We start from the raw sequence: 24,416 nt of genomic DNA, 5'->3' as shown, positions 1-24,416 counted from the left end.
CTCCGCTATTTCTTGGTTAAACCGGCATGCTCATGATTTCTTTGTATGCTTCGACAAATTTATTTCTCACTTGCACGGTGGCATCAAATGCGACTGACGCTTTCTGAGCGGCGATCATCGTATCGGCTAAAGTCACTCGGCTATCGCCAAGCTCAAATGCTGTTCTTTTACTGCCTGCGTCTTGCTGAATTTCGTTAACGTTTTCAATGGCCGACTTTAATAAATTGCCAAAATCACCGCCAGATGAATTGACAGACTTAATTTCGCTACCACGATTACCTGTCGCCTCAAGAGACATCGCCTGCATTTGCGAAAATAATGAATTTGCTTTGATATCCATGATGATTGTCCTGTCAAAAAAACGTTATGTATTTCTAACTTTAAATAAAGCAATCATGATGCCAATAGGGTTACAAAAAGAAACAAACAGTTATATCTTTGAATAATAAGACTTTAAAACAAAGGTCGCCACGCCTAGCTGATGGAATTACTAGACATGGCTGATGGAAAAATGTACTTGGAAATTTGACTATGCGGGAATTTGACTATGCGGGGATCTGGATACCACTGTCTCGCATTTTGGCAATTTTATATCGTAACGTACGAGGACTGATCCCTAACCGTTCAGCAACTGCCTTGCGGCTACCATGACAAGCTTGTAGCGTATCGAGAATAATTTGATGCTCTTGGAGCTTTAACTCACTGCCCAGCTTGTCTTCATGCTGTGTTGGATTTGGCGCATGAATGGATATTTGGGTATCAAAGTTTTCAATCAATAAATCGGTGGCCTCAATGATATTGTTAGCATGTAAAATTAATGCCCGTTGTACAACATTATCAAGCTCTCTGACATTTCCTGGCCAGTCATAGGCAAGTAACTTACTGCGTGCAACACTGGTTAAATTTGGAATAGCACAAGCTTCTTTTTGACAATGACGTTCAATCAAATGTTTGGTCAAAGGAATGATGTCGTCTCGGCGCTCGGCTAACGGCAACCACGTCAGTGGAAAGACATTCAAACGATAATATAAATCTTCTCTGAACTCTCCGGCCTTTACCGCTTCTTTTAAATCACGGTTGCTGGTGGCGATCACTCGTACGTCCAAGTCTATTGTTTTTCGGCCACCTAAGCGTTCGACTTCTCGCTCTTGTAATACCCTAAGGATTTTAGCCTGTAAACCAAGATCCATTTCAGTAATTTCATCCAATAAAATGGTGCCACCTTGTGCTTGTTCAAACTTGCCGGGACAAGCCTGTATCGCACCGGTAAACGCGCCTTTTTCATAACCGAATAAAGTGGCTTCAAGCATGTTCTCAGGAATTGCTGCACAGTTAATCGCCACAAAAGGCCCAGTATTACGTGCTGAGTGTTGGTGGACATATTGTGCTAGCACTTCTTTACCTGAGCCGCTTGGACCAAGCACCATGACTGAGGCTTGGGTAGACGCAACTTTTTTAGCCAGTTTAAGTAATTCGATGCTTTGGCTATCTGCCACTACCGGCGTATTCTCTTCACATTGTTGAAGCGGAATATACTGACTGACCATATTTAGTAATACTTCAGGTGCAAACGGTTTTGCCATGTAGTTACAGGCACCATCACGCATTGCTTGCACTGCATCATCAATAGTGCCGTAAGCTGTCATCAGTAGCATGGGCATTTGCGGATTTTGTGCTTTAATGCTTTTTAATAGCGATAAGCCTGACATCCCACCCATTTGCACATCACTGACAACTAAATCAATTTTATGGTTTTTCAGCTCCAGTAACGCCTGCTCACCAGACTCAGCGGCCACGCATTGATAACCTGCAAGTAGCAGAGTATCCACCAACGCTTCACGTAAACCTCCATCATCTTCAACAACGAGTATTTTACTGTTATCCATGAGCTACCTCCTGAAACTGATTGCTAAGGTCAACAGGGTTATTGTTAAGTGGTTGACCGGCCATCAACAAGGGCAACTTAATACAGAAATTTGCACCTTCGCCTTTGCGGCTGATCAGTTTTACTTCTCCTTGATGAGCGGTTGCCACCGATTTAACGACAGCAAGCCCCAAACCGGTACCTTGCACTCTAGAGGTGTAAAACGGTTCGAATATTTTGTCTACATACTCGGGATCAATTCCCTTGCCATTATCTTTAATGCTGATATAAACATGCTGGCCATGGCTTTCGATGTTCACTGAAATCTCAACATTGGTCTTTATCACTTGGATACTATTTTGGAATAAATTTTGAAGCGCACCCATTAGTGCACTTTCATTGCCTAAGACTTTGCAATCGCGGCCACAACGGGTGAAGTGAATTTTCGCTTCTGCCTTTTTCAGTATGGCGTCAACTGACGCAATTGACTTTTCAACAAGCTGATTCATTTCTAGTGTCGATACCACTTGCTGGTTACCACTTTTGGCAAACAACAACATATCATTTACTTGTGCTTCAAGGTCTTGCAGCCTCGACATCAATTTATCCTGAAAGTTTACGCGAGAGGTATCGCTTAAACTGGTATTACCTAAATTAGCGCCATAAAGCATAGCAGAAGATAATGGGGTTCTAATTTGATGTGCTAAGGTTGAAACCATGCGCCCTAATGATGATAACCGCTGCATATGGCTTAATTTGTCTTGAAGTAAACGGGTCTCTGTTAAGTCAGTGATCATGATCAGTTGCCCCGGCTGTTCACCCAACGCAGTGATTTCTAGTTTAACGCGGCGGCCGTCTTTTAATGAAACCTCATGCCAATCATCGGCACGGGGTTTAAAAGAGCGACGAATAACATCAAACCACGCTTGACCAAGAATTGGTTCATCAAGCAATTGGCTAGCAACTTTATTGATCTTTATGACAACACCGTCACCATCAAGCATCACCAAACCAGTTGGCATCACATCAATCAGTTGCGCTAACTGTTTACTTTGTTGGCGCAGCAAGGTGAGTTCACCGCTAAATGATTCTTGAGATAGGTTTTCGGGGTGAGGTTCAAACGCAAAACTGTCTTGACCAAAAATATTGTTCGTTTGTGTAGATGCTATTGCTAGTGCCATAATGCTGCTGCCCGATTTAATAACTACATCAGACCAAGCATTATACATGCCACAAAGTTTTTATTTTGTTTTCAGTTAGTTAGGTAAAGTCAGGAACGGTGCCAATGTATTGACACCGTAAAGCATCGTATTAATCGTTGTCTTTTTGAATATCGTATTTACGCATTTTTTCAACCAAGGTTGTGCGACGCATCGCCAGTAAGTCAGCAGCTCTTGCCACAATACCTTCGCTTCTGGTTAACGCTTGTTCGATTAATGAGACTTCCATTTCAGCTAAGTGTTGTTTGAGGTTTAAACCGTCCTCAGGGAGTGCTCCGTTTTGACTCGGCACATAAGCTTCCTCTTCAGGTTCTACCTCATCTTCATCATAATCAAAGCCCGCAAATAACTCAGCGATCGCTTCTTGCTCTTGCAACTCTTCTGGGTATTCAGGTTGATACTCATCAACATCAATATGCTGATATTTGATTGGCAATTCGCTGACATCCACCGTTTGATCGCTATACATGATGATCATGCGCTCGATTAAATTTGAAAGCTCCCTGACGTTACCAGACCACGGGTGCTCCATCAGTGATTCCATCGCTTTTTCGGTAAACCGAACACCCTGCCCTTGTTCTGCTTCAAATCGAGCAACTAATTCTTGTGCTAACAAAGGCACGTCTTCTTTTCGTTCACGTAGCGCCGGACTTTCGATCGGAAAGACATTTAGCCGGTAAAAAAGATCTTCTCGAAAATCCCCTTTCTTAATCATTTCTTCTAAATGTTGGTGAGTCGCCGCTACAATACGTACATTCGCTTTAATGCTCTTACTGCCCCCAACACGCTCGAACGTACGTTCTTGTAGAACGCGTAATAGCTTTACTTGCATTGGGTGTGGCATATCACCAATTTCATCGAGAAATAACGTGCCACCTTCCGCTAATTCAAAGCGACCTTTGCGAGTAGAAATAGCGCCGGTAAATGCGCCTTTTTCATGACCGAACAATTCACTTTCTAATAATTCACCCGGAATGGCGCCACAATTTACGGGTACAAAGGGGGCTTTAGCGCGCTCAGATAAATTATGAATATTACGCGCAATAACTTCTTTTCCAGTACCTGACTCACCTAAAATCAATACATTAGCTACCGTACTCGCTACTTGCTCAATTAGAAAACGTACTTGTTGCATCGGCTGGCTTGCGCCGATAAGAGAACGTAATAAACTTGTACCGCAACCCGATTTATTACGCTTGTTTGGCAATTTATTGTGGTATTGGTGGCAATGATGAATAAGCTCAGTTAACTGTGCGTAATTTAGCGGAACACTTAATTCCCCTAAAATATTAACGCAATCATTAAGATCTTTAGGATCAAGTACATCATGAAATACAAAAGGACATTTAGGCTGAGATTTAACAAAGTCGATAATCTGTTGATCGATGTGCTCAATTAGCACGACTGCTAAAATGTGCTCGGTTTGCGTGAAAACAGAAGCCAGTTCGGCTTGTGTACAACTTACAAACTGCTCACCAACAAATGAAAGTATCATTTCAAATTGCTGACAACGCTCTTGGTCATTGCCGACAATGACAATCTTTTTCTGACCTTGCATAAATCTCGCTATATACTGCATTATTATATTGATTATCGATTGATTTTAACTAGCTCCTTAGATTTAGCAACAAATAATTGACGCTTGTAAGTCATTATTTTGACTCAAAGTAAAATACAGTATGACAACCTGAAATTTGTTTGTGTTGGTGCTTTAAGCGTGTCGTCTAATTCTTGTAAGCTAAAGAACACGCGTGTCAGTTTATGTTCTCCGCCTGCGGAATGTTGCAACATAACGAAGGGATAACTTACGGCTTGATCTATTTTAATTTCACAAATAGTCTTATCTGACTGCCCAAATCTTAAGATACCTTCGGTTACACCTAAACCATTTTGACTACTTTGAATCAATGAATTGGGCAAATGATGCTCCACTATATCCTCTTTTTCTAGTATGTACCTTTCAAGCGCTTTACCACCGTTATGACATTCATACCAAATGTTATCGTCGCAATGCGTAGACTTAAGGGTTAAGGCGCCTATTCTAATTGCTCCACGAACGGGAGTACTCAATACTAGTTGAGCATCAAGGGCTAAGTGTTTTTTCTCAAAATCAATCGTCCAAATTTTATGAATTTTTGCACCATTTTTGAGCTTAATAGTGCAGGCAATTGAACAGCCATGTTTCGTATTTTTGAGAGTGAATTGCTCTACTTTGTTTAAATCGGCTATCTTACCGGTCTCAACAGACTCTATCGTCGTTGTGCCAGTATAAAAATCGGCTCCAAATCCAATATCATCAAGTTCACCATGCTTTACTGTCCCCACCCCTAAAGACTTACCTTGATAGACAACTGAGTCTAAAGATAACCCTTTTAATTGGTTAAACGTAAACTGGTAATCATCGTTCGATATTATTAAACGTTTACCTTTGACGATAGAATTAAATCTAGTTTTCTCTGCGTCTAATACGTCACTTTGAAGGTCTGTAGGGGGCTTATCAAAACGGCTTAAGTACTCCATGGCACTTTGCCATTTCAGTTCAGTAATATGTGTTCTATAGTCACTTCCCCAATGCTTAAGCAAGCTTTTCCAATCTTCCAAAGTAAAAGGGTTTTTACGGTTTTCTTTATAATATCGATAGCATAAGGTATTTATAAATGTAGCACCTCGACCACATGCAGCCCATCGACTTAAAGAGTACTTTCGTTGTTTTTTTACAATGATTGGTTGCCTTGCTGTGGTCAATTGCACAACAGGCTGATGAGAGTTGAACTTTGTTAGGACTTCTAATGGTAAGCAAATATCCCCTAACGACATAAGATTCTCAAGTAAGTTGGTGATAACTGACCATTCATCGCCATTAAGTTTTGCTTCTGTTTCGAATCGCCCAGGACGAAAGTTAAAAATTTCAATATCTGATGAATAGACTGGTAATGCCTTATACCCTTTGTTAATGAGCTGTTTGATATCTATAAGGTAATCGTTCAGTTCTTTCTCACCATGTACGACACGCTGGAAAAATTGAAAAGCAATACTGTCGGTCCAAAGTACAGGAAGGCGATGAACTTCACCTTCAATTTGTTTTGGGCTATATGCATTCTCTGCTTGCCAACTCGGATTTTTTACTGCTCCATTATTCCACTCCATCGCAATAGCCTGATAGCCTGCTTCAGCATAAATATCCACTAAGCCTTTAGAAAACGTCTGCTCGTTAACATAGGCGATATTAGGTTTTATACCCAAGATTTCTTGGTAAACAGCTAAACCAATTTGTTGATTTTTTAGGTTAACTTCATAAGGAATTAGCGGGCCAATACATTGCATATAGCCACTACCTATGATTTCAACCAACCCTTCATCAACTAGCGATTTGCATTGTTTGATCCATTCAGGCCTCAACTCAGCAATTCTTTCTAAACTATAAGCACTCAGTTCAAGCCCTAACTTAACATTACTATTGCGAGCTAATGCTAAGAATGGAAAGTAACACTTGTCAATCACATCACCTAATTGCGCTTCTTCTATGGCAGAAAAGGCTAAGTTACCGTGAAATATGAGATAGAAGTATTTACTCTCCATTTCTCAACACACTTGTATCTACGTTTATTTCCACTGTGTCATGAACCCAAGTTACTCGCTCTTCAAGTTCTATTAAATTACTAGCTGTTACCGTAAAAACACCAAATCTGTCTGCGTGACTTCGAATTGTTGGCAGGAAATCACCAACTTGATACCAAATCTCTAATTTTTCGACAAATGGCTTAGCACGAACCTTGTCTAAACCTTTGATTGAAACGAGCTTACCTGCCGGAGGGAAGAAATAGCGATTTGCCACTGCTTGTTGAAACTTAGGGCGTAAGCTATTTAGATCAGGCTTTATACCTAAGGCAATATTAATGGCTGACTCAACATAGTTAACTCCTGTTCCTAGCGGAACCAAGCTTTCAGAAAAATCACCTCCGCTTAATCTTGTTGCCATTTCAATGACTTTAGGACCTGACTCAGTTAATACAATATCACCCTTAACAACACCATCAGTAACACCAAGTGCTAAAGCCGCTTGTTCCACTAATAATTCCACTTCGAGCCTTTGCTCTTGAGTTACTCGGCTTGGTTCCCAACCACCGTCTTCAATAATAAAGGGTAAGTAATCGGGCATTCGATCGTAGTTGCGATCAACAAAACCTGGGGTATATGCCTTTCCCTCATACATAATACTTTCAGTGCTAATTTGAGGACCTGCTAAGTAAGATTCCACCATGACAGTATTGCTAAACGATTCAGCCTTAGCATGTTCATAGAGTGCTTCTATATCGGATGACTCTGTTAACAAAAATACACCTCGCGCGCCTGATCTGTCCGTTGGTTTAATGATTAACGGCAAGCCTCTGTTCTTAATTACACTTTTCAGATCTTCATAATCGTTAAGCATTTGAAACCATGGAATCGGAACATCTTTTTCTAAAAAGCATTTTTTCATTAAATACTTATCAGTGGCAATTTCGGCAGAGAGAACTGGGATATGTGGTGCACCAATATATTGGGCTAGTTTTGCAACAAACTGTGAAATATCGCTGCCCATCACTGACACGCCATCGATACTTTTGCCTTTTGCCTGAAATTCATCGACAAAAGTTTTAAGAGCAATTAGATCTCGCGTACTAACCACCGCATACTCATCTGCAATCTCAAAACCAGCAGCATTAGGATTGCCATCAACGACAACAACATAGTGGCCCATCGCTTTCGCCGTTTTTATGGCGAAGCATTGATCTGTGCCCGCTCCTAATAAAAGAAGCGTTTTAGTTGTGTTACCCAAGGATAGCACCTCCACTTAATGCTATTACCTGCCCTGTCATGTATTGCTGTTCATCAGATGCTAAAGCAATAGCCATACTAGCAACGTCTTTTACTTGACCTTCTTTTTTCAGTAAAGTCATGTCTAGAACCTTTTGACCTGCTGGGCTATCTACTTCATCGGCAGTTTGATCTGTCCGAATTAATCCTGGAGCGATAGCATTGACATGGATATTAAACTCCGCGCCATAACGAGCAATAACTTTAGTTAAGCTATTCAAGCCAGCCTTAGAAACCGCATAATGCACTGTTTTAGGACCATGATACTGCCCAGCAACGGAAGATATATTGATGATACGTCCTGAATTTTGCTTCTTCATGAAAGGAAAAACTTCTTGGCTACAAATAAACGGTCCTTTTAAGTTAACAGACATTATTTTATCCCAGTCATCGTCCGTGACTTCATCAAACCAACCGCGCTGATTTATCCCCGCATTGTTGACAAGAATATCTATTTGTCCAAAAAAAGATTCTGTCTCTTGATAAAGCTTTTGTATTTCTGTGCGCACAGAAACATCAGCTTTAATAGCTAAAGCCGTGTCTTTACCATGAGCATCATTAATCCTTTCAACAACAGCCTGCGCTGCGTCAACATTATTAACATAGTTAATGACAACGCGTGCTCCTTCATCCGCAAATGCTTGAGCGATACCAGCACCGATACCACGTGAAGAACCAGTGACTATTGCTACTTTATTTTCTAATCGTTTATGAGTCATCATTAAAAGAATTTTGTCCACTTAGTCTTAATTTGTTCTACAACTTGCTCTGGCAACATTCCGCATTCATTTGAACATTCCTCTTTGCTTCCAGGATGTACAAACATGTCATTTACCCCGCTTCTAAAGACATTTTTACTCGTATTTAAATCGCTGTAAGCTTCCAATACAATCGAACCTAGGCCACCGTTTAGTACACTTTCTTCTAGTGTGACGATGTGCTCGACTGCTTCAGTTAATTCAACTAAACGTTCACTTGGGAAGGGCTTAATCGATTGAATACAGATAATTCCAAATTCTTTTCCGTCTTTAGCAAGTAACTCTACTATACGATATGCATCGAGTAATTTGTTCCCTAAGCAAATGATATAGCCATCCGTTCCCGCTTTAGCTAACGATAAACCGCATGGTTCCATCTCACCAATTACACCTTCACATTCAGGAATTGGCTCATATGGATATAAAATTGCCATAGGCCCTTGTGGATTAGCTAAACGTTGCTGAATCATCTTACTTAATTGTGCTGAATTGGCAGGATATTGGATTTGAAGGTGTGGAAACGATCGTAAGTATGGTATGTCGTATATGCCATGATGGGTTGCGCCATCATAACCTGCAAAGCCAGCACGAACACCGAATACGGTTACAGGTAATTGCATGTAACACGCGTCATGAATGATTTGATCGTAAGCTCGTTGCATAAAAGTTGTCTGCATACACACGACAGGCTTTTTACCCCCAAGTGCTAAACCACACGCCATGCCAACGGCATGTTGTTCGGCCATACCAACATCCAGAGCACGCTCGGGATACTTATTCAAACAAGCATCTAATGAAGACGCATAAGGCGTTGCGGGCGTTATAGCATAGACACTTTCGTCTCTGTCCATGATTGCTTCAAGCTCTTCAGCCGCGACAACGGCATATGTTCTGCCAACAACAGTAGCTGAGGCCCCTGCCCCTGTTTCTACGTCAAATGGCATTGAGAAGTGCATTTTGTATGGATGATTTTTTGCACACGCCAAACCTTTACCTTTTTCAGTTTTAACGTGTACTACAGCGGTCTTGTTTGCACCTTTTGCTTTTTTCAACGTTGAGGTTAATTGCTCAAGGTTATGACCATCTGTCACTGGCATGTATTCAAAACCCATCGCAGTGAAGAACGATTCACATTGTGATTGCCAACCGTCTCCAGCCGTCAGATTTCTCATACCACCAATAGATTTTGCAATCGCCATTTCATTGTCATTAATGATAATCACTAGGTTATCGTTTTGCTGCTCTGCACAATAATTGAGCCCTTCAAATGCCATCCCTTCAACCAAAGAGCCGTCACCTATGACTGCAACAACACTTTGTTGCGAACCTGAGTCTTTAAGTGCTTGAGCATAACCGCTTGCAAGCGATAATGAAGTGCCCGCATGAGAGGCATCGATAGCATCGTGTTCACTTTCATCTCGTGCGATAAACCGGCTCATGCCTCGATACGTATTCAATGACTTAAATGCGTCTTCACGTCCGGTCAATAATTTATGCGTATACCCTTGATGTCCTGTATCAAAGATCACCTTGTCATTTGGAGAGTCAAATAAGTGATGAATTGCGATGGTTAGCTCAATAACAGACAGGTTCGCGCCAATATGGCCACCCGTTTTCGCGATATTCTCTAACAAGAATTCACGTATTATGTATGCCTGCTCAGTTAACATTGCGGGTGACATTGATTTAATAGCAATATGATCAGCTATCTGAGCTGACTGACTTAACGTGTTCATTAGGTTGCTTTACCTTAAAATTTTGCTGTCTTAGTTTCGAGGTTTCGTACAAATTAATACGGTGTTTGTACCATACGGGTCGTTTTCATCGTAAATAATACCGGCTTTAATGCCCACAACTTTGACGACAAAGAAATACTGATTAACAAGATCAAGCAGCCCTTTTAACGAGTATTCAATTAAGTGACACGAGTTCACCGGAATGTGACCAATCGAATTTTGAGGGGTACTTAACACAAAAATACCGCCCGGTTTTAATATACGTTTTACTTCGGCTAAACAGGCATGATCCGGTACATGTTCAAGCGTTTCAAAACTGGTAACGGCATCATAGGTATTATCTTCAAACGACATTTTAGTAATGTCTTCTACAAAGTATGACGTGTTGGATTGTGGGCAGTTTTTCTTCGCAAAATCTACACTCTCAGGATCAAGGTCAGCGCCATGAGCTTCTCTTAAATGTTTAGCCATAATTCGAACGCCGTAACCATCGGCACAAGCAATATCGAGTGACTTCATGCTTGGATTTAAATGTTGCAACGCTAACTCATAATGAAAACCTAAACGATCACCTGAAGCAATACGCTTACTGTTAACTTCTTGACGTGGAATCTCGTAGATGAAATGTGCTTGTTTGCGACACTGCGCCAGATATTCATCAGAATATGTTGGCAGTTCAGTTAAAAACTCGCACTTATACTGCTCTGGGTGCATAACGAAATAACACTTAGGATGTACTTTAAATTTGGCATCAACGTCATCAACAAGTTTGCTTTCTAACGTTCGTAAAGCGCCAACATTGAAGACTTCCGACGTAAAATGAACGGGAAAATCATCTGGTAATTTAACACAATCAGCCATAGTCTCTTGAGCCATCGCTAGCATTTTTTTACTTGCGTCTGGATCAAAACAAAAATGAATACCGTCTACACGAATAATATATTCATTGGTAGACATGTCACTTGTGGCATCAACCATGCGGTTTAATGGACTGGCATCATGTCCGTAATAAAGAGACAGTCTGCTGTCGTTCAGTTGGCTCACGATAGTATCTAACTCTCCACCGCGATCAAATTCAGGAGCAACAAGCACAACGTCGCAACTATCAAAGTTTGATAATACTCTTTTTAAGGTGCGCATCACTGCGATTTCACCTTCAACTTCTCCCATACAGATGTCAACACCACCTGCCCATGATCTTGAACTTGCTTGTACTAATACTTTGTAATTTGTCATTTAATGCTCCTAACAGCCTATTTTACTTTCTTCGCAAATAGGCAAACTTCTCTTCCAATGCCCTGCTCTGCCATTCCTTGATACCAAGAACGTCGCAATTGATTCTGGCCTGCTTTAGCCAGCTGTGTTTCAAAACGAATTCGCTTTTTGTGGCACTGCCTACCCAGTTGGTCATTGCCAATATAATTCTCGCCCATCAATAAGAACATATCGATAGGGAATGTTGTGTCCTTTAAAAAAACTTCAAATCCTTGACGTTCTAGTAATGAGGTCAATGATTTAAAATTAAAATAATTCAAGTGATGTGGCGGTGCAATCCACCATGGTTCATAATTTTCTACATCTTGCAATGCCAGTTGAAATGGACTGAAGTCATTGGGAACCACAATACATATAACGCCATCAGCATTGAGTAAAGAGGACATTATTTCTATCATCTGAATTGGGTTAGGGACATGTTCAAGGACTTGGCTAGCATGAATAACGTCATACTTTCCTAATGTTTTGGCTGATTCTGGATTAAAAAAATCTTGTAAAACATTAACACCAATAGATCTTGCATATTCACATGCCTGCACAGAGGGCTCTATGCCCTTAACGGTCCAACCTCTGTCTAGTCCTGTTTTCAAAAATCGGCCGGGCCCTGAGCCTACATCAAGGATAGTGCGTTTATCTTCAGATAAAGACGACTCAAAGGTATCAAACCTGTCATCATAAACTTGTTGCCACCATGCTGAATCTTCTTCACTTTGTTCGAGAAACAGAGGTTTCTCAGTCGAATAATATTCGTGGCGGTAAACTTTATCGAGATCTTCTAATGTAGGAAGAGGCATTACATGATTGAATCCACAATGTTCACAAGCGATAACATCAAATCCATTCCTATGATCTACGATATCACCTTGATGAATACTCTGGTGATTGTCTTTTGCCATAAGCGCCCTCTACTTTATTATTACTGTCGAAACTTTGACAAGAATCTAATTTGTTTTTTGTTTTGCAAAAACTACACCAATACCGTTAAAAATCTACTGTTTTCGAGTCATTACATCAATTTTGAGGCAATAATATCAGCAATATTATTGGTTGCTTTTGTTATCTGAATGGAAGGTGATGTGAACGGTTTAACCTTTTCAATTGACTCTACAGTAACTCGTTTGGCAAACCCCATTTCAGCAAACAATCGGTGAGAAGTCACATGATCGTCTTGCCAGCAAAAATGATATGACGCTACTTGCATCACAGCAAGCTCATACGCCGAAACGCCAAAATTAATCACTGCAAAAGATATCCCCGTCAAGAAACTCGCCATGTCATCAATAAGGTGCTTCACATGTACCCTTGAGTGAGTTTTACTAATCGAGTTAATTTTTTCAATATCTGGGTGATCTGCTTGCACAACAACATTAATGTCTGAGCTTTGTCCTAGCGAAATAAGGTGGTTGAGTACCGGTAATGTTTGCCTATGCACATCCGTTCCACCCAACATCACTAACCATTGGTCTTTACTACTTTTGCACTCCTGTTGATAGAACTCATCTCTTAAGAGTACATAGTTCCACCCCTGATAAACAATGGCTTCGCTATCAGTCCAGTCTAAACGTTGTACAGCAGGCGTGGGCGGATAAAACAACAGATCACATTCTTTTCGATAGTCACTTGGTTCATCAATCGCCACGGTAAGTATTTCTTTTGACTTAAGCAAACGAATAAGAGCTGGTGGCAAGTCATCTCTAATGTCACCTATGAATACATCAATCTTGTGCTGCCGAATAAAGTGGGTGAACCACGCTAGGTAATCATCCTCTGCCTTGCTAAATTCAGTAAAAGAAATCTCAGCATCGTTAAGTGGCCGCTTTGAAAGTTCATCAGAGTTAATCACAAAATGAACGGCCATGCCTCTATTTCTAAGTGTTTTCGCCAGCGCGATGCACCGAGTTATATGTCCTAATCCGACACTTTTCGAGGCATCACAGCGAAACACTACCATTGGTATTTTAACCATTAAATGATTTTCTTATTGATATAAAAGGTCGGAGGCCATCACTAGGATCTGCTCGCCATTCTCGGTCTGGTAATTCGCTTTCAACGGGTTCTTTGATACCTGTGCCGTCACAAAGAAAACCCGCCTGTGCCAATGCGATAGTTTGCTGTATTTTGTCCGGTAACCAGCAGTGGCCATTTTGATATTCTTCACCCTGTTCATCTAAGTCTAAATGAAACTCAACGGCGCTGGCTTGCCAGCGATGAACAGCTCTTAAAATAACAGCTGGTGATACAGAATGATCGGATAAACCAACATCACAACCAAACTGCTCTCTTAGCGTCTCAATTGCTTTCAAATTTGCTTGTTCGACTGGTGTAGGATAGGCAGATATAGTATGCAGCAACGTCAATTTTTGAGAAGAGTGCGCTTTAAACGTGCTAACAGCATGTGCTATTTCGTTTAAATCCGCCATACCTGTTGAAAGTATTAATGGTTTGTTTGCTTTCGCACATTCAATGATTAAATCATCCCATAACAATTCGTAAGAAGCTATCTTGAAGAAATCCACAAAAGGCTCAAGTTCCTCTACCGCTTTTAAATAAAAGGGGGTACAGCTAAATTGAATGTCATTTTCTTTACTGCATTGACTTAATTCTGGCAGAAAATCTAGCGGTAACTCCCACTGCTTCCGCCTTCTGTGCTCTTCGCTTTTTGATAAGATTTCTGGAGCAAATAATTGATCAATCTTAAACAATTGAAACTTAACAGCATCACAACCTATTTCTGCAGACTTTCTAATAAAGTCCTTCGAACGTTCAATATTCTGACTGTGATTACTTGATACTTCTGAAATAAATATTGGTTTAGCCATGTGTAACTTTCTTTTGTTCTATATGCTGGTTTAATTTACTAATTTCTGGGTGTTTGTCTAATGCATCAACGAGCTCTAAGTAAGTAAATTTTGTCGTGTTGCCGAGTATTTCGTACATGCCTTTAATTACTTCATAATCAGAAGGTTCATCTAGCGTTATACGATAAGAAGACATATCAACCGGAGATGAAAATTCAGCAACCCGATATTTATCTTTATTAGTTAAATAAATATATGGGGTCACATGTTCCTTTTCGTAATCTTCAGTTGCATTATTAAAAGCAGTTTCAAGCAAATCAAAACTAAAAACTTCGGTATCTAATCCTCTAGGAAACCCACAATTACTGCTTGCTGCTGCAATATCACAGTTGCCTTTCTTAAAAAGTGAAATAACGTTATTTACTACATCACTATCGATTAGCGGGCAATCTGACGTTAAACGAACAATGATGTCCCCTGCTTGCCCACCAAACTCCTTTGCGGCGAGATAATAACGAGAAAGCACATTTTCTGTATCTCCACGAAAATAGCTGACATCATGTTCGTTACAAAAATCTACAATTGGCGCTTCTGAGCCATCATTGGTTGTCGCGATAATAATGTGTGACTTAAGCAATTCTAGACGTTCAATCATTGTGCCCAATACCGTCGTATTTCTTAGGGGTAACAGAATCTTTCCTGGTAGACGCGTTGAAGTCATACGCGCTTGAATAATGATAAATAATTTAGGCATTCTCAGCTAATAACTCTTCTGATATACGGATGAAAGTATCAATGACATAAGTCGCATCATCACCTGACATTTTTTGCTGACACGGCAATGATAGCTCCGATTGATAAAATGCTTCAGCCCCTACTAAAGGAGATGAATAGTAATGTTCAACATAGAAGCTATTTTGGTATATAGGGCGGTAGTGAACTTGTGCCAGCACTTTTGCTTCATGCAAACGTTTTAAAAGCTGTTCTTTTTTCTCAGATAGTTCTTTGCTAAGAATCACGGGGTAAAGGTGTCGTGCAGAGTGTTCAACATCTTGCAAAGGAATAACATGGCACCAATCAACTCCTGACAAGGTTCTATTGAACTGATTAGCGATTTCATTGCGAGTACTTATAAATGAGGACAATTTATTCAGTTGGCTAAGCCCTAATGCCGCAGCGAATTCAGTCAAACGAAAGTTAAAGCCAAACATGGCCATATCTGACTGCCAAAATGATTCTTTTATCATGCCATGAGAAGCACAAAGAGACATTTTACGAGCAAGCTCGGGATCATCACACACAGCAGCTCCACCTTCACCAGTAGTTATTGGTTTGATGGCATGAAAACTGAAAATGGTTATATCGGCAAGACTACCGACCGGCTTACCTTTAAATCGGGAACCAAATGCGTGGCTCGCATCAGAAATAAACCACAATCGGTGTGATTTGGCTATTTGATTAATTTTATCGTAATTTACAGGTCGTCCAGCAAAATCAACACTCGCAATGGCTTTAGTTTTGCTTGTAATTAACGCTTCTATTTTTGACTCATCAATATTACCGTCAGGCTTAACATCGCAAAATACAGGTGTTGCTCCACAAGCGATGATCATGTTTGCTGTGGCAACAAAACTTATAGGCGTAGTGATGACTTCATCACCTTGTTTAATATCAATAGCCTGATATGCGCAATACAACGCTGATGTCGCTGAATTTACTGCAATAGCATACTGAGTTGATGCAAAATCACCTATCGCACGCTCGAACTCTTTAACTTTAACTCCTTGAGTTAAATGCGTGCTGTTCAGTACATCAATTACCGCATTTATGTCTCTTTCATCAATTAATTGCGTGGAATAAGGAATCATTGGATATCAATTATCTTAAGCTTTTCAGATAACTGCTCTGCGTTCATCCAGCAACTATTGTTCTTAGAGTTGTATTCGAAGCCTCTTTCAACCATGTGACCTTTTTCATCACATGAATTAGTAAGATAGTCAACTTCTTTATAAAATACGATACTCGGCTTAATGACATAATGATCTTCAAATTCGATCGTTAAATGTGAATCATCTTCTGGACACATCGTTTCATGCATCTTTTCGCCTGGTCTTATTCCAATAACATCATGCGGCATGTCAGGAGCAATGGCTTTTGCCATCTCTTCTATAGTCATCGAAGGAATTTTAGGGACAAATGTTTCGCCGCCTTGCATCCGCTTAAAGCTATTCAACACAAATTCAACACCTTCTTGGAGAGTGATCCAAAAGCGTGTCATTTCAGGATCTGTAATAGGTATAGAAGTCGCACCATTTTCCATTAATTTTCTAAAGTGTGGGATAATTGAACCACGTGAACCTAATACATTCCCGTATCTTACAACAGAAAACTGGATAGGGTTTTTGCCGCGCATATTATTTGCCGCTACAAATAATTTATCTGAAGCCAGTTTTGAGGCTCCGTATAAATTTACTGGGCAAGCCGCTTTATCCGTTGATAGCGCAATAACTTTTTTAACTTTGGATTTTAGTGCTGCATCAATAACATTTTGCGCACCAAACACATTAGTTTTTATACATTCCATAGGGTTATATTCGGCGATAGGTACATGTTTTAGCGCTGCTGCGTGTACCACAAAGTCAACTTCATGCATGGCTCTGAATAAGCGTTCACCATCCCTTACATCCCCGATGAAAAATCGCATGCAAGGGTCAGTAAACTCCTGAGCCATTTCATATTGTTTCAGCTCATCTCTTGAATAGACTATCACCTTATTTGGGCTAAAGTTTTTCAAAATATGCCGGATAAATGCTTTACCGAAGCTTCCTGTACCGCCAGTTATTAAAATATTTGCTTTCTCAAACATCTTTCGACCTTTTTTTATCGTTGTTTTATTAGAACAAGAAGGTTCACTATTACAACATTTTCTATGTATTATAACTCTTAGCACCAGATGATATGAAACTTTGTTCTTATCGGTTTGCTGGTATCGCCGAGACTATTTACACCTATATATAAGATACACAATGCATTTTTTCTGCCAATTACTCAAGTCAAACATTTGACGTTGTTTTTGGCTTAATTATTGCGTTAGGCATTTGAAACTAAAACAATGATACGTATATGACAACTATCGATTTTCACTTCGAGACGATTAGCAACAGATGGCCAGAGATCTATGAAAAATTCAGATCTCAAACTGCATCTGATGTCGAAATTGCATACGAGCAAAACACGCTGGTCATAAACAATATTCAGCTAACCTCAAATTACGATCGAGATAAGGAAGCAAAACTAATTGTAGAGACCGTCCCTCATCATGCAAGAGAAGTTAATGTCTTTGGTGTGGGCTTAGGTGATCATATACAAGTATTGTTAAACAGAAGTGCTATTGTCCATGTTAATGTCGTCATCTTAAATTACAGTGTAACCCTCGCCGCATTGTCTGCAGTCGATCATCCTTGGCTAAAAGATCCAAGAGTTAATTTAATCGATGCGAGCCAAATAGAAGATGTGTCTCAGCCTTTTTGTGCATTAATCAGTGAATTAGTGCTTGCAAACGACAACTATTCCCGTTTAAGAGATAGAGTGCTAGTTGAGCTGGATGAATCAGGAAAGCTAAAAAATGCACGTAAAAGAAATTTTGAAAATTCATTGTTTTTGAATGAAGTTAACATCGTTCAGGATCCTGATGTTTCAACATTAATTACCAAACTTGCTCCAGTGCAAAAGATATACATTGCTGCTGCTGGACCAACGCTAGAAGATCACCTCCCTTGGCTGGCAGCAAACAACGATAATATTTTAATTATTGCGGTGGATACCGCAGTTCCAGCACTTGTCTCAATGAACATTATCCCAGATGTAATTTTCATGATTGATGAACACACCCATATGTTTTTTGATAGTATTGACCTTGATACACTGAAAAAATCAGTCCTTGTTTACTTTCCAACGGCTAACAATAACTTTATATCCCGTTGGCCAAGAGACAAGTTTTGCGCTTATGGATCGACGATTGATTTCAATGAAATCAATCAAAAAATAAGAAAATCCCGCTTATATTCTGCTGGCAGCGTAATTCATCCGAGTATCGATTTAGGTCTGCAAATGGGCGCTTCAGAGATTATATTGCTAGGCGCAGACTTCTCATTTATTGATTCAAAGTCCCATGCCAATTTAAGTGCTGAACTTTATTCAAAAGAAGAAATGTCTCAAAGTCATCATTGGGTTCATAATGGTCAAGGTGGGAAGAATAGAACCTTAGCTAATTATCGTACTTACTTAAGAGAGCTTGAAATCTATATCTCAAGAAATAGACATGTACAATTTTACAATGGCAGTCTAAGGGGAGCACTGATTGAAGGAACAACACTATGGCAACATTAGAAGAGTCTATATCAACTAAAACACGCTCTGTGATCAGTACCTTGCGGCTAGGCTATGAGGGCGAAGCAGGAAATCAATTAGCGTCTTTAGTCGATTTACTTGTACAAGCAAAAATATCAAATGAAAATATGACACAGATAACCAATTTACTTAAGGTCTCACATCAAGCACTCTCAAACAGAGATTACTTATTTGCTGCAGATATTATTGAATATGAAATTTACCCTAGAATCATCTGTCAATAGACCGTTAGAGGAATAAAATGTCAGTCGAAACGATGCAAACAAGCGAATCCTTTATCTCAAATAAATTTGGAGAGCAATACCTTTACTCTATTAATCGTAATGCCTTTCTAAATCAAAGTGCGGAAATTGTCTTTGACAAATATTTCGAAGAAAAGCTATGGAGCGAAGAAAAATTCAATGTGATTTCTGGGTGTGATTCAGGGTTACTTCTTTTGTATGTTTATTATCACGGAATACCTGACGACAGCAAGTTTCTATTTGTTGAGCAATCAAACATCATTGAGATATTAAATACCCTCATTGATCTATCATTGCTCGGTGACAATATTAAAGTTGTGAATCAAGACGAATGGCTTGACGCTGCCAAAGATATGGGGATAGCAACCTACCTTTATTCATCCAATGTTGCATATCATAGATCTATTTGCTCAATAGATGACTATGAAGGTCAATATCACGATATTCACCTCAATATCTTAGAGAACATTGAGGCGTTGACATTCCAGCAAAATAGCTCGTTGGGAAACCAGTTTTTCACTGAATCCCAGTTAAATAACTTAAGTGAAAACTACCATTCCGCTTTTGGATTAAAGGGTATCTACAAAGGTAAAACTGCAGTAGTTATCGGTGGTGGACCGTCTTTAGATGAAAGTATTGATTGGATGAAAGAAAACCGAGATAAATTGGCGATTCTGGCCGTGTCTCGAGTTGCCAAACGATTACTCGAAAGTAACCTCATTCCTGATATGGTGTTCTGTGTAGACCCATTTTCACCTAGTTATGACGTAAGTAAAGAATTGTTGAACATGCCTGAGCATGTCTTGTTTATTCATAACAATAGTGCGAATAATCGGCTAGTGAGTCAATGGAGTGGAGCCAAAGCTTACTTAGGTACACTCTTCCCCTGGGACTCTAAACAAAATTCAGAAAATTTAAATGGCATGGGACCCACAGTCACCAATACCGTTTTGAACTGCGCTATAGGTATGGGATTTGAAAAGGTTTTATTAGTTGGTGTTGACCTTTGTTATTCCAAAGCAGGTGTTTCCCATGCAAAAGGAAGTGAAGAAGCAAATCATGGCGCAGCTTTACATCACGACGGCCTTTGGGTCGAAACATATTTAGGGGATATTGTCGAAACAACCATTCCTTACAATCAAGCAGCTAATGTTATTGAAGCACAAGCAGCAATGGCTAACAATTTGAACATAGAGGTGATTAACTTATCCCCTAATGCAAAGAAACTCAAAAATATTCCCTTCGTCAATAAAGACGATGTGATATTTCAACACGATGCATTTCAATTAAGAGAACAATCTCAGCATTATGCGCCATCATTAGAGATCAATAGAGCTCATATTGCTCTATCTCAAAAAGAAATTTCTAAGATACAAAATGAACTGATAGAAATTAAAAAGCTGTCTCAAAAAGCCATAAAACTTAATGCGGCACTTTATGACTCCAAACTAAGCGATGAGAAAAAGTCGAAAAGTAAAATTCAACTCGATAACATTGAGTCCAAATTAAGCAATAAGTTTGCAAGTGCTTCAGAGTTTATCAAACGTTATGGCATGCGCTACTTTATCAAAGTAGTAACACCTCAGTCCCATGAAAACTGGGCCGATGATAAAATGGAAGAGTTGGGAAGACTCTACTATCAAGCGTATATAGATAGTAGCGATGCGCTTAGTAAACTCATGGCCAACATTCAGATACACCTGACACAAAGACACAAGGAGCTCTCTTTCAAGCTTTCAGCGGAAGATCTAGTCAAAGAATGGTCTGAGCATAAAATACTTGGCCGCTCAAAGTTATATAGAACATTTGCAAAACAAGGCAATAAGGTTTTATGTGAGAAAGACATTGATATTCTAAACAATAGTATAAATGAATTCCAAGATGAGCTAGAAGGTAAAACTACTTTTCAATATATTGCAGCACAAGCCAATGTTCAATTTAATGCTAATTTACTTAGTCGAAAAATCAGACGGTTGTTTCAGAAAAAGCATGCTGATGGCTTAGCGCTGCTTATCAACAACTTGAAAATTAAACCTAAGGACGAGCCAGGCTGGTATCAAATATCCATGTTAGCTCAAGCTTACCTTTACTGCTTAAATAAGCAGGACATTCTTGCGATTTCATTTTTTGAGAAGTTGCCGTTGGAATTGAGGCAGGACGATGAATTACGCGTTTTGGCAACATTGTATTTAAGAGCTACCCAGCCAGAAAAAGCAGAAGAAGTATTGGCCACGCTTTCTTTAAGCAATAAGATTTTTTTAGCACAATACGCAAAAATATCAGCGCTGAACAATAACATTGAACAGGCAATTAAAGCCTACGATGAATATTTAGCGTTAAAGCCAAATGATCTATCAACATTGATAGAAATAAGTGAACTACTGATGAAGCATGGAATGTTTTCTAGGTCGAAGGGCTATGTTCAACAAGCACTTGAATTAGCGCCAAGTAACCAATCCCTAATTTCGTTGATGCAAGAGCTGCAGCACCTATAAGGTGCTGCAAGAACTTAATGTAGAAAGATAATTAAAAAAATAGTTGGGAGAGATCCTAAACGCTATAGCAGATTAATCTTTTGATACTTGTTAACCGCATTAGTGATCTTTTTTTGCTTTATGTTTTGCTGCAAAGATTCATTTTTCAAATTTGAAAAATGAATTGCCTGCACCTTATCGTCTTCAAGTAGCTGACGTAAAAAGAGGAATGCCGACTGTGCCTTCGCACACTCTCTGTCGATCATTTCAAGCTGCTTAACTAGTGACTTAACTTTTAATTGTCTTTGCGCAAGAAGTTCGTTTCCTTGCTTAAAGCGTTCTTCCGCAAACGCTTTCTTACAATTGGCATTTAGCAACTGAATATCATTGATCAATGCTTTCAATACACTTCTCTACTTAGATACCAACAGCACTAGCTTGTTGGTCTTTTTGCTTTAGTAAGTCAATTCCTTGCTGCTTTCCATCTTCAGGCATTTGTGCCCAAGCATCGCGAAGTGGGCGAAGTAAATCATCAATATGAGACAAGGTATCAATATTCATGTCTACATTCACATCAATAAATTTATCTATGCAATAAGCGTATAGTTCAAAAAAGTTATCTGATATTTCCGGTTCAGCATCACTATCTAATGCACTCTGTAAGGCTTCCAGTAAACTAATCGCCTTAGTGATTTGGTTTGTTTTTAATTGAATATCTTTGCGTTCAATAGCGCCTTTAGTATTTGCAATACAATCGATAATACCACTGTACATCATTAATATTACTTGATGTGGATTAGCATTAACTAGGCCACTTTCAATATTAACCTTATTATAGGCTTTGATATTTTTTCTCATGGCTATACTCCTATGAGTGTAAGTTAGTCTTTATCGCTATTAGGAACAGTCAATACCGAAGTCAAATATGAACTCGTAGCATTATATTGAGCAACCGTTTGATCCAAAAACGTAAAACGTTTTCTTAGCGTGTCTTCGTAGTTCCTCAACTTTGCTTCAAGGGCATCATATTCATCTACAATACCAGACTTTTCTGCCTGTAAACGGCTATTTCGAACCGTCAATGAACCGTCACTACTAGTATAACTTTCCAGTAAAGCCTGAAGTTGAGTACTTACACCATTTGTACCTGCAAAAAGCTCGCCAACACCATCTAAAGAGTTAGCTAAAGCATCAGCTAGCTTTTCAGTACCCGTCGCTAACGTGCCATACTTTTGAGTGCCTACTTCTAAAAGCCCTTCTTTATTTAACGTTATGCCTATGTCGTCAAGAGAGTCTATACCTGAAATTGCACCACTGATACTGCCAGTCACCATATTAACCATTTGAGACTTTATCGATCTAATATTTGAATCAAATGCCAACTCACCATTTTCAGGATTACTTAAACTATTCATGGTGAACATTAACGAGTTGTAACCGTTAATAAACGAATCAATCAATGCTTTACCATTTTCTTCGTCTTGTGAGATAGTTAATGTGCTTGCGCTGCCAATATTAGCTTTATTTGCAGTAATAGTGACATCTTCAATAACATTTTTGAATTCGTTAGAGTCACTTGAAATAACGATACCATTATTATCAATGATAATTTGAGCATCTTGAGCAACTTGAGATGGAGGCCTGTTAACTAAATCAGTTGTTAACCCTGATAGTGCAGCATCACCGGAAGATATAACCAGCTCATTAGCAGCACCTGTTTTTTCCGAAGAAAATGATAAATATGCGTTACTGCCCGTGTTAATGATATTTACAGAAACGCCAAAATTTTCTGATTGTTCGTTAATTTTATCTCGAATAGTCGATAATGTGTCTGTTGCATCAATCGCAACATCAAACGTATCAGTACCCGAAGTTAAAGTTATCGTCCCAGCACCTACCGTACTTGAAGAGTCGGTAAATAAAGCAGATTGCTGTTTTGAACCAGTCGCTAATTGTTGAACTTCGATATCAAAAGAACCATTACTCGCAAAGCCATTTGTTGTAACCGAAATATCGTCGTTGCTTACGCCAATTGTTTGTTTATTAAAAGATGACGCATCTGAGAGGTCTTTGAGAATTGACTCAAAAGAGTTTAATGCTGACTTAAGCTGGCCAACACCTGATATTTCAGTTTTGAGACGCTCTTCTTTCTCTTGTAGTCGAATTTCAGTAGGAATGGCCTCGGCATTGATATATGCTTCTATAATCCCTTCAAGATCTAGGCCTGATCCTATACCTGCAGATGTTACATTCATAACTGGCTCCCAAAATGCTTACTTAAACTTTTTCATCAAGAAGTATACCAGTTTTCTTGCCGACATCTTCACGTATCTGCAATATCCGCTGTGCTATCTCTAACACTTCTTCTGAAGGGAATTGTTTGATTAATTCTTGACTCTCAGAATCAAACACTTTGATGACAGTCTTCGCAGATGAATCATCAGTCAAGAAGTTGACATTTTTCATCGGTAAATTCATGAATTCAGACACTATTTCAACCGCTTTATCAAGCTGCTCACTGTCTGATTTTTTAGAATTTTCTTGCTTACTGCTCTCTGCAACTGCTTTATCAAGTAAATCAACTGATGACACAGTTCCTGCATCTTCGGCTGTCGGCAATAACTCGCCACCTTGGTAGACTTTATCTCCGCCGATCTTCTCAGGCTGCTTCAACACCTTACCGGTGCTAGATGACACTTCAGAGAGCAATTGATTGGAACTGTCTATAGATACTGACGATGCCATAATTAACTCCTCTTAATAAATACAAAAGTGACACTCT

General features: G+C 39.5%; 22 protein-coding genes. 3 read left to right on the top strand and 19 right to left on the bottom strand.

Annotated features, from left to right (window positions below; translation table 11 throughout):
- Window positions 1-16 precede the first annotated feature (16 nt).
- From fliE to pseB, 15 genes are all read right to left on the bottom strand, one after another.
- Complete coding sequence (gene fliE, locus QUE03_RS04155; RefSeq protein WP_286265409.1) at window positions 17-340, bottom strand: flagellar hook-basal body complex protein FliE; 324 nt, start codon at window positions 338-340, stop codon at window positions 17-19.
- 205 nt (window positions 341-545) lie between these two features.
- Complete coding sequence (locus tag QUE03_RS04150) at window positions 546-1,886, bottom strand: sigma-54-dependent transcriptional regulator (protein WP_286265407.1); 1,341 nt, start codon at window positions 1,884-1,886, stop codon at window positions 546-548.
- Complete coding sequence (locus tag QUE03_RS04145) at window positions 1,879-3,045, bottom strand: sensor histidine kinase (protein WP_286265406.1); 1,167 nt, start codon at window positions 3,043-3,045, stop codon at window positions 1,879-1,881. The genes QUE03_RS04150 and QUE03_RS04145 overlap by 8 nt, the downstream gene beginning before the upstream one ends.
- Before the next feature lie 130 nt (window positions 3,046-3,175).
- Window positions 3,176-4,642, bottom strand: a complete 1,467-nt coding sequence (locus QUE03_RS04140; RefSeq protein WP_286265405.1) for a sigma-54 dependent transcriptional regulator — start codon at window positions 4,640-4,642, stop codon at window positions 3,176-3,178.
- A gap of 104 nt (window positions 4,643-4,746) precedes the next feature.
- Window positions 4,747-6,663, bottom strand: coding sequence for a hypothetical protein (locus QUE03_RS04135; RefSeq protein WP_286265403.1), 1,917 nt, complete (start codon window positions 6,661-6,663; stop codon window positions 4,747-4,749).
- Window positions 6,653-7,912 (bottom strand): ATP-grasp domain-containing protein, encoded by a 1,260-nt coding sequence (locus tag QUE03_RS04130; RefSeq protein ID WP_434020142.1) that lies wholly within the window; start codon window positions 7,910-7,912, stop codon window positions 6,653-6,655. Before QUE03_RS04130 ends, QUE03_RS04135 begins: the two co-directional genes overlap by 11 nt.
- Window positions 7,896-8,663 carry an SDR family NAD(P)-dependent oxidoreductase gene (locus QUE03_RS04125; RefSeq protein WP_286265399.1) on the bottom strand — a complete coding sequence of 256 codons (768 nt, stop codon included), beginning with the start codon at window positions 8,661-8,663 and terminating at the stop codon, window positions 7,896-7,898. The genes QUE03_RS04130 and QUE03_RS04125 overlap by 17 nt, the downstream gene beginning before the upstream one ends.
- On the bottom strand, window positions 8,663-10,435 hold the full coding sequence (locus tag QUE03_RS04120; RefSeq protein ID WP_286265398.1) for a 1-deoxy-D-xylulose-5-phosphate synthase: 1,773 nt from the start codon (window positions 10,433-10,435) through the stop codon (window positions 8,663-8,665). The genes QUE03_RS04125 and QUE03_RS04120 overlap by 1 nt, the downstream gene beginning before the upstream one ends.
- Window positions 10,436-10,465: 30 nt before the next feature.
- The gene (locus QUE03_RS04115; protein WP_286265397.1) at window positions 10,466-11,671 is read right to left on the bottom strand and encodes a class I SAM-dependent methyltransferase; all 1,206 of its coding nucleotides are present in this window, start codon (window positions 11,669-11,671) and stop codon (window positions 10,466-10,468) included.
- 17 nt (window positions 11,672-11,688) lie between these two features.
- Window positions 11,689-12,606 carry a class I SAM-dependent methyltransferase gene (locus QUE03_RS04110; protein WP_286265396.1) on the bottom strand — a complete coding sequence of 306 codons (918 nt, stop codon included), beginning with the start codon at window positions 12,604-12,606 and terminating at the stop codon, window positions 11,689-11,691.
- A gap of 110 nt (window positions 12,607-12,716) precedes the next feature.
- On the bottom strand, window positions 12,717-13,676 hold the full coding sequence (locus QUE03_RS04105; protein WP_286265394.1) for a hypothetical protein: 960 nt from the start codon (window positions 13,674-13,676) through the stop codon (window positions 12,717-12,719).
- Window positions 13,669-14,529 carry an N-acetylneuraminate synthase family protein gene (locus tag QUE03_RS04100; RefSeq protein ID WP_286265391.1) on the bottom strand — a complete coding sequence of 287 codons (861 nt, stop codon included), beginning with the start codon at window positions 14,527-14,529 and terminating at the stop codon, window positions 13,669-13,671. Before QUE03_RS04100 ends, QUE03_RS04105 begins: the two co-directional genes overlap by 8 nt.
- Entirely contained in the window at window positions 14,522-15,262 is a 741-nt protein-coding gene (locus tag QUE03_RS04095; RefSeq protein WP_286265388.1) for a cytidylyltransferase domain-containing protein, read from the bottom strand. The genes QUE03_RS04100 and QUE03_RS04095 overlap by 8 nt, the downstream gene beginning before the upstream one ends.
- Window positions 15,255-16,376, bottom strand: coding sequence for a UDP-4-amino-4,6-dideoxy-N-acetyl-beta-L-altrosamine transaminase (pseC, locus tag QUE03_RS04090; RefSeq protein ID WP_286265385.1), 1,122 nt, complete (start codon window positions 16,374-16,376; stop codon window positions 15,255-15,257). The genes QUE03_RS04095 and pseC overlap by 8 nt, the downstream gene beginning before the upstream one ends.
- On the bottom strand, window positions 16,373-17,374 hold the full coding sequence (gene pseB, locus QUE03_RS04085; RefSeq protein WP_286265383.1) for a UDP-N-acetylglucosamine 4,6-dehydratase (inverting): 1,002 nt from the start codon (window positions 17,372-17,374) through the stop codon (window positions 16,373-16,375). The genes pseC and pseB overlap by 4 nt, the downstream gene beginning before the upstream one ends.
- Before the next feature lie 257 nt (window positions 17,375-17,631).
- Here pseB and QUE03_RS04080 point away from each other — a divergent pair, with 257 nt between their 5' ends.
- From QUE03_RS04080 to QUE03_RS04070, 3 genes are read left to right on the top strand one after another with little or no spacing between them, the layout of a single operon-like run.
- The gene (locus QUE03_RS04080) at window positions 17,632-18,897 is read left to right on the top strand and encodes a motility associated factor glycosyltransferase family protein (protein WP_286265381.1); all 1,266 of its coding nucleotides are present in this window, start codon (window positions 17,632-17,634) and stop codon (window positions 18,895-18,897) included.
- Window positions 18,885-19,142 carry a DUF8042 domain-containing protein gene (locus tag QUE03_RS04075; RefSeq protein ID WP_286265380.1) on the top strand — a complete coding sequence of 86 codons (258 nt, stop codon included), beginning with the start codon at window positions 18,885-18,887 and terminating at the stop codon, window positions 19,140-19,142. Before QUE03_RS04080 ends, QUE03_RS04075 begins: the two co-directional genes overlap by 13 nt.
- A 17-nt stretch (window positions 19,143-19,159) precedes the next feature.
- Window positions 19,160-21,655, top strand: coding sequence for a 6-hydroxymethylpterin diphosphokinase MptE-like protein (locus QUE03_RS04070; protein WP_286265378.1), 2,496 nt, complete (start codon window positions 19,160-19,162; stop codon window positions 21,653-21,655).
- Between the two features lie 62 nt (window positions 21,656-21,717).
- Here QUE03_RS04070 and QUE03_RS04065 read toward each other — a convergent pair whose 3' ends face one another.
- From QUE03_RS04065 to QUE03_RS04050, 4 genes are read right to left on the bottom strand one after another with little or no spacing between them, the layout of a single operon-like run.
- The gene (locus tag QUE03_RS04065) at window positions 21,718-22,038 is read right to left on the bottom strand and encodes a hypothetical protein (RefSeq protein WP_286265376.1); all 321 of its coding nucleotides are present in this window, start codon (window positions 22,036-22,038) and stop codon (window positions 21,718-21,720) included.
- A 13-nt stretch (window positions 22,039-22,051) separates the two neighbouring features.
- Window positions 22,052-22,492, bottom strand: a complete 441-nt coding sequence (gene fliS, locus QUE03_RS04060; protein ID WP_286265373.1) for a flagellar export chaperone FliS — start codon at window positions 22,490-22,492, stop codon at window positions 22,052-22,054.
- 23 nt (window positions 22,493-22,515) lie between these two features.
- Window positions 22,516-23,889, bottom strand: coding sequence for a flagellar filament capping protein FliD (gene fliD / locus QUE03_RS04055; RefSeq protein WP_286265370.1), 1,374 nt, complete (start codon window positions 23,887-23,889; stop codon window positions 22,516-22,518).
- 22 nt (window positions 23,890-23,911) lie between these two features.
- A complete protein-coding gene (locus QUE03_RS04050) occupies window positions 23,912-24,379 on the bottom strand; it encodes a flagellar protein FlaG (RefSeq protein WP_286265366.1) in 468 nt (155 codons plus the stop codon).
- Window positions 24,380-24,416: the final 37 nt, after the last annotated feature.

This window comes from Thalassotalea atypica (assembly GCF_030295975.1).
Classification (GTDB): Bacteria; Pseudomonadota; Gammaproteobacteria; order Enterobacterales; family Alteromonadaceae; genus Thalassotalea_F; species Thalassotalea_F atypica.
This window is presented reverse-complemented; position numbering and strand designations above follow the sequence as displayed.

Excerpts from the sequence above, each read along its gene's own strand:
- fliE (WP_286265409.1), bottom strand. The coding sequence starts at position 340 with ATGGATATCAAAGCAAATTCATTATTTTCGCAAATGCAGGCGATGTCT.
- QUE03_RS04150 (WP_286265407.1), bottom strand. The coding sequence starts at position 1,886 with ATGGATAACAGTAAAATACTCGTTGTTGAAGATGATGGAGGTTTACGT.
- QUE03_RS04145 (WP_286265406.1), bottom strand. The coding sequence starts at position 3,045 with ATGGCACTAGCAATAGCATCTACACAAACGAACAATATTTTTGGTCAA.
- QUE03_RS04140 (WP_286265405.1), bottom strand. The coding sequence starts at position 4,642 with ATGCAAGGTCAGAAAAAGATTGTCATTGTCGGCAATGACCAAGAGCGT.
- QUE03_RS04135 (WP_286265403.1), bottom strand. The coding sequence starts at position 6,663 with ATGGAGAGTAAATACTTCTATCTCATATTTCACGGTAACTTAGCCTTT.
- QUE03_RS04125 (WP_286265399.1), bottom strand. The coding sequence starts at position 8,663 with ATGATGACTCATAAACGATTAGAAAATAAAGTAGCAATAGTCACTGGT.
- QUE03_RS04120 (WP_286265398.1), bottom strand. The coding sequence starts at position 10,435 with ATGAACACGTTAAGTCAGTCAGCTCAGATAGCTGATCATATTGCTATT.
- QUE03_RS04115 (WP_286265397.1), bottom strand. The coding sequence starts at position 11,671 with ATGACAAATTACAAAGTATTAGTACAAGCAAGTTCAAGATCATGGGCA.
- QUE03_RS04110 (WP_286265396.1), bottom strand. The coding sequence starts at position 12,606 with ATGGCAAAAGACAATCACCAGAGTATTCATCAAGGTGATATCGTAGAT.
- QUE03_RS04105 (WP_286265394.1), bottom strand. The coding sequence starts at position 13,676 with ATGGTTAAAATACCAATGGTAGTGTTTCGCTGTGATGCCTCGAAAAGT.
- QUE03_RS04100 (WP_286265391.1), bottom strand. The coding sequence starts at position 14,529 with ATGGCTAAACCAATATTTATTTCAGAAGTATCAAGTAATCACAGTCAG.
- QUE03_RS04095 (WP_286265388.1), bottom strand. The coding sequence starts at position 15,262 with ATGCCTAAATTATTTATCATTATTCAAGCGCGTATGACTTCAACGCGT.
- pseC (WP_286265385.1), bottom strand. The coding sequence starts at position 16,376 with ATGATTCCTTATTCCACGCAATTAATTGATGAAAGAGACATAAATGCG.
- pseB (WP_286265383.1), bottom strand. The coding sequence starts at position 17,374 with ATGTTTGAGAAAGCAAATATTTTAATAACTGGCGGTACAGGAAGCTTC.
- QUE03_RS04080 (WP_286265381.1), top strand. The coding sequence starts at position 17,632 with ATGACAACTATCGATTTTCACTTCGAGACGATTAGCAACAGATGGCCA.
- QUE03_RS04075 (WP_286265380.1), top strand. The coding sequence starts at position 18,885 with ATGGCAACATTAGAAGAGTCTATATCAACTAAAACACGCTCTGTGATC.
- QUE03_RS04070 (WP_286265378.1), top strand. The coding sequence starts at position 19,160 with ATGTCAGTCGAAACGATGCAAACAAGCGAATCCTTTATCTCAAATAAA.
- fliS (WP_286265373.1), bottom strand. The coding sequence starts at position 22,492 with ATGAGAAAAAATATCAAAGCCTATAATAAGGTTAATATTGAAAGTGGC.
- fliD (WP_286265370.1), bottom strand. The coding sequence starts at position 23,889 with ATGAATGTAACATCTGCAGGTATAGGATCAGGCCTAGATCTTGAAGGG.
- QUE03_RS04050 (WP_286265366.1), bottom strand. The coding sequence starts at position 24,379 with ATGGCATCGTCAGTATCTATAGACAGTTCCAATCAATTGCTCTCTGAA.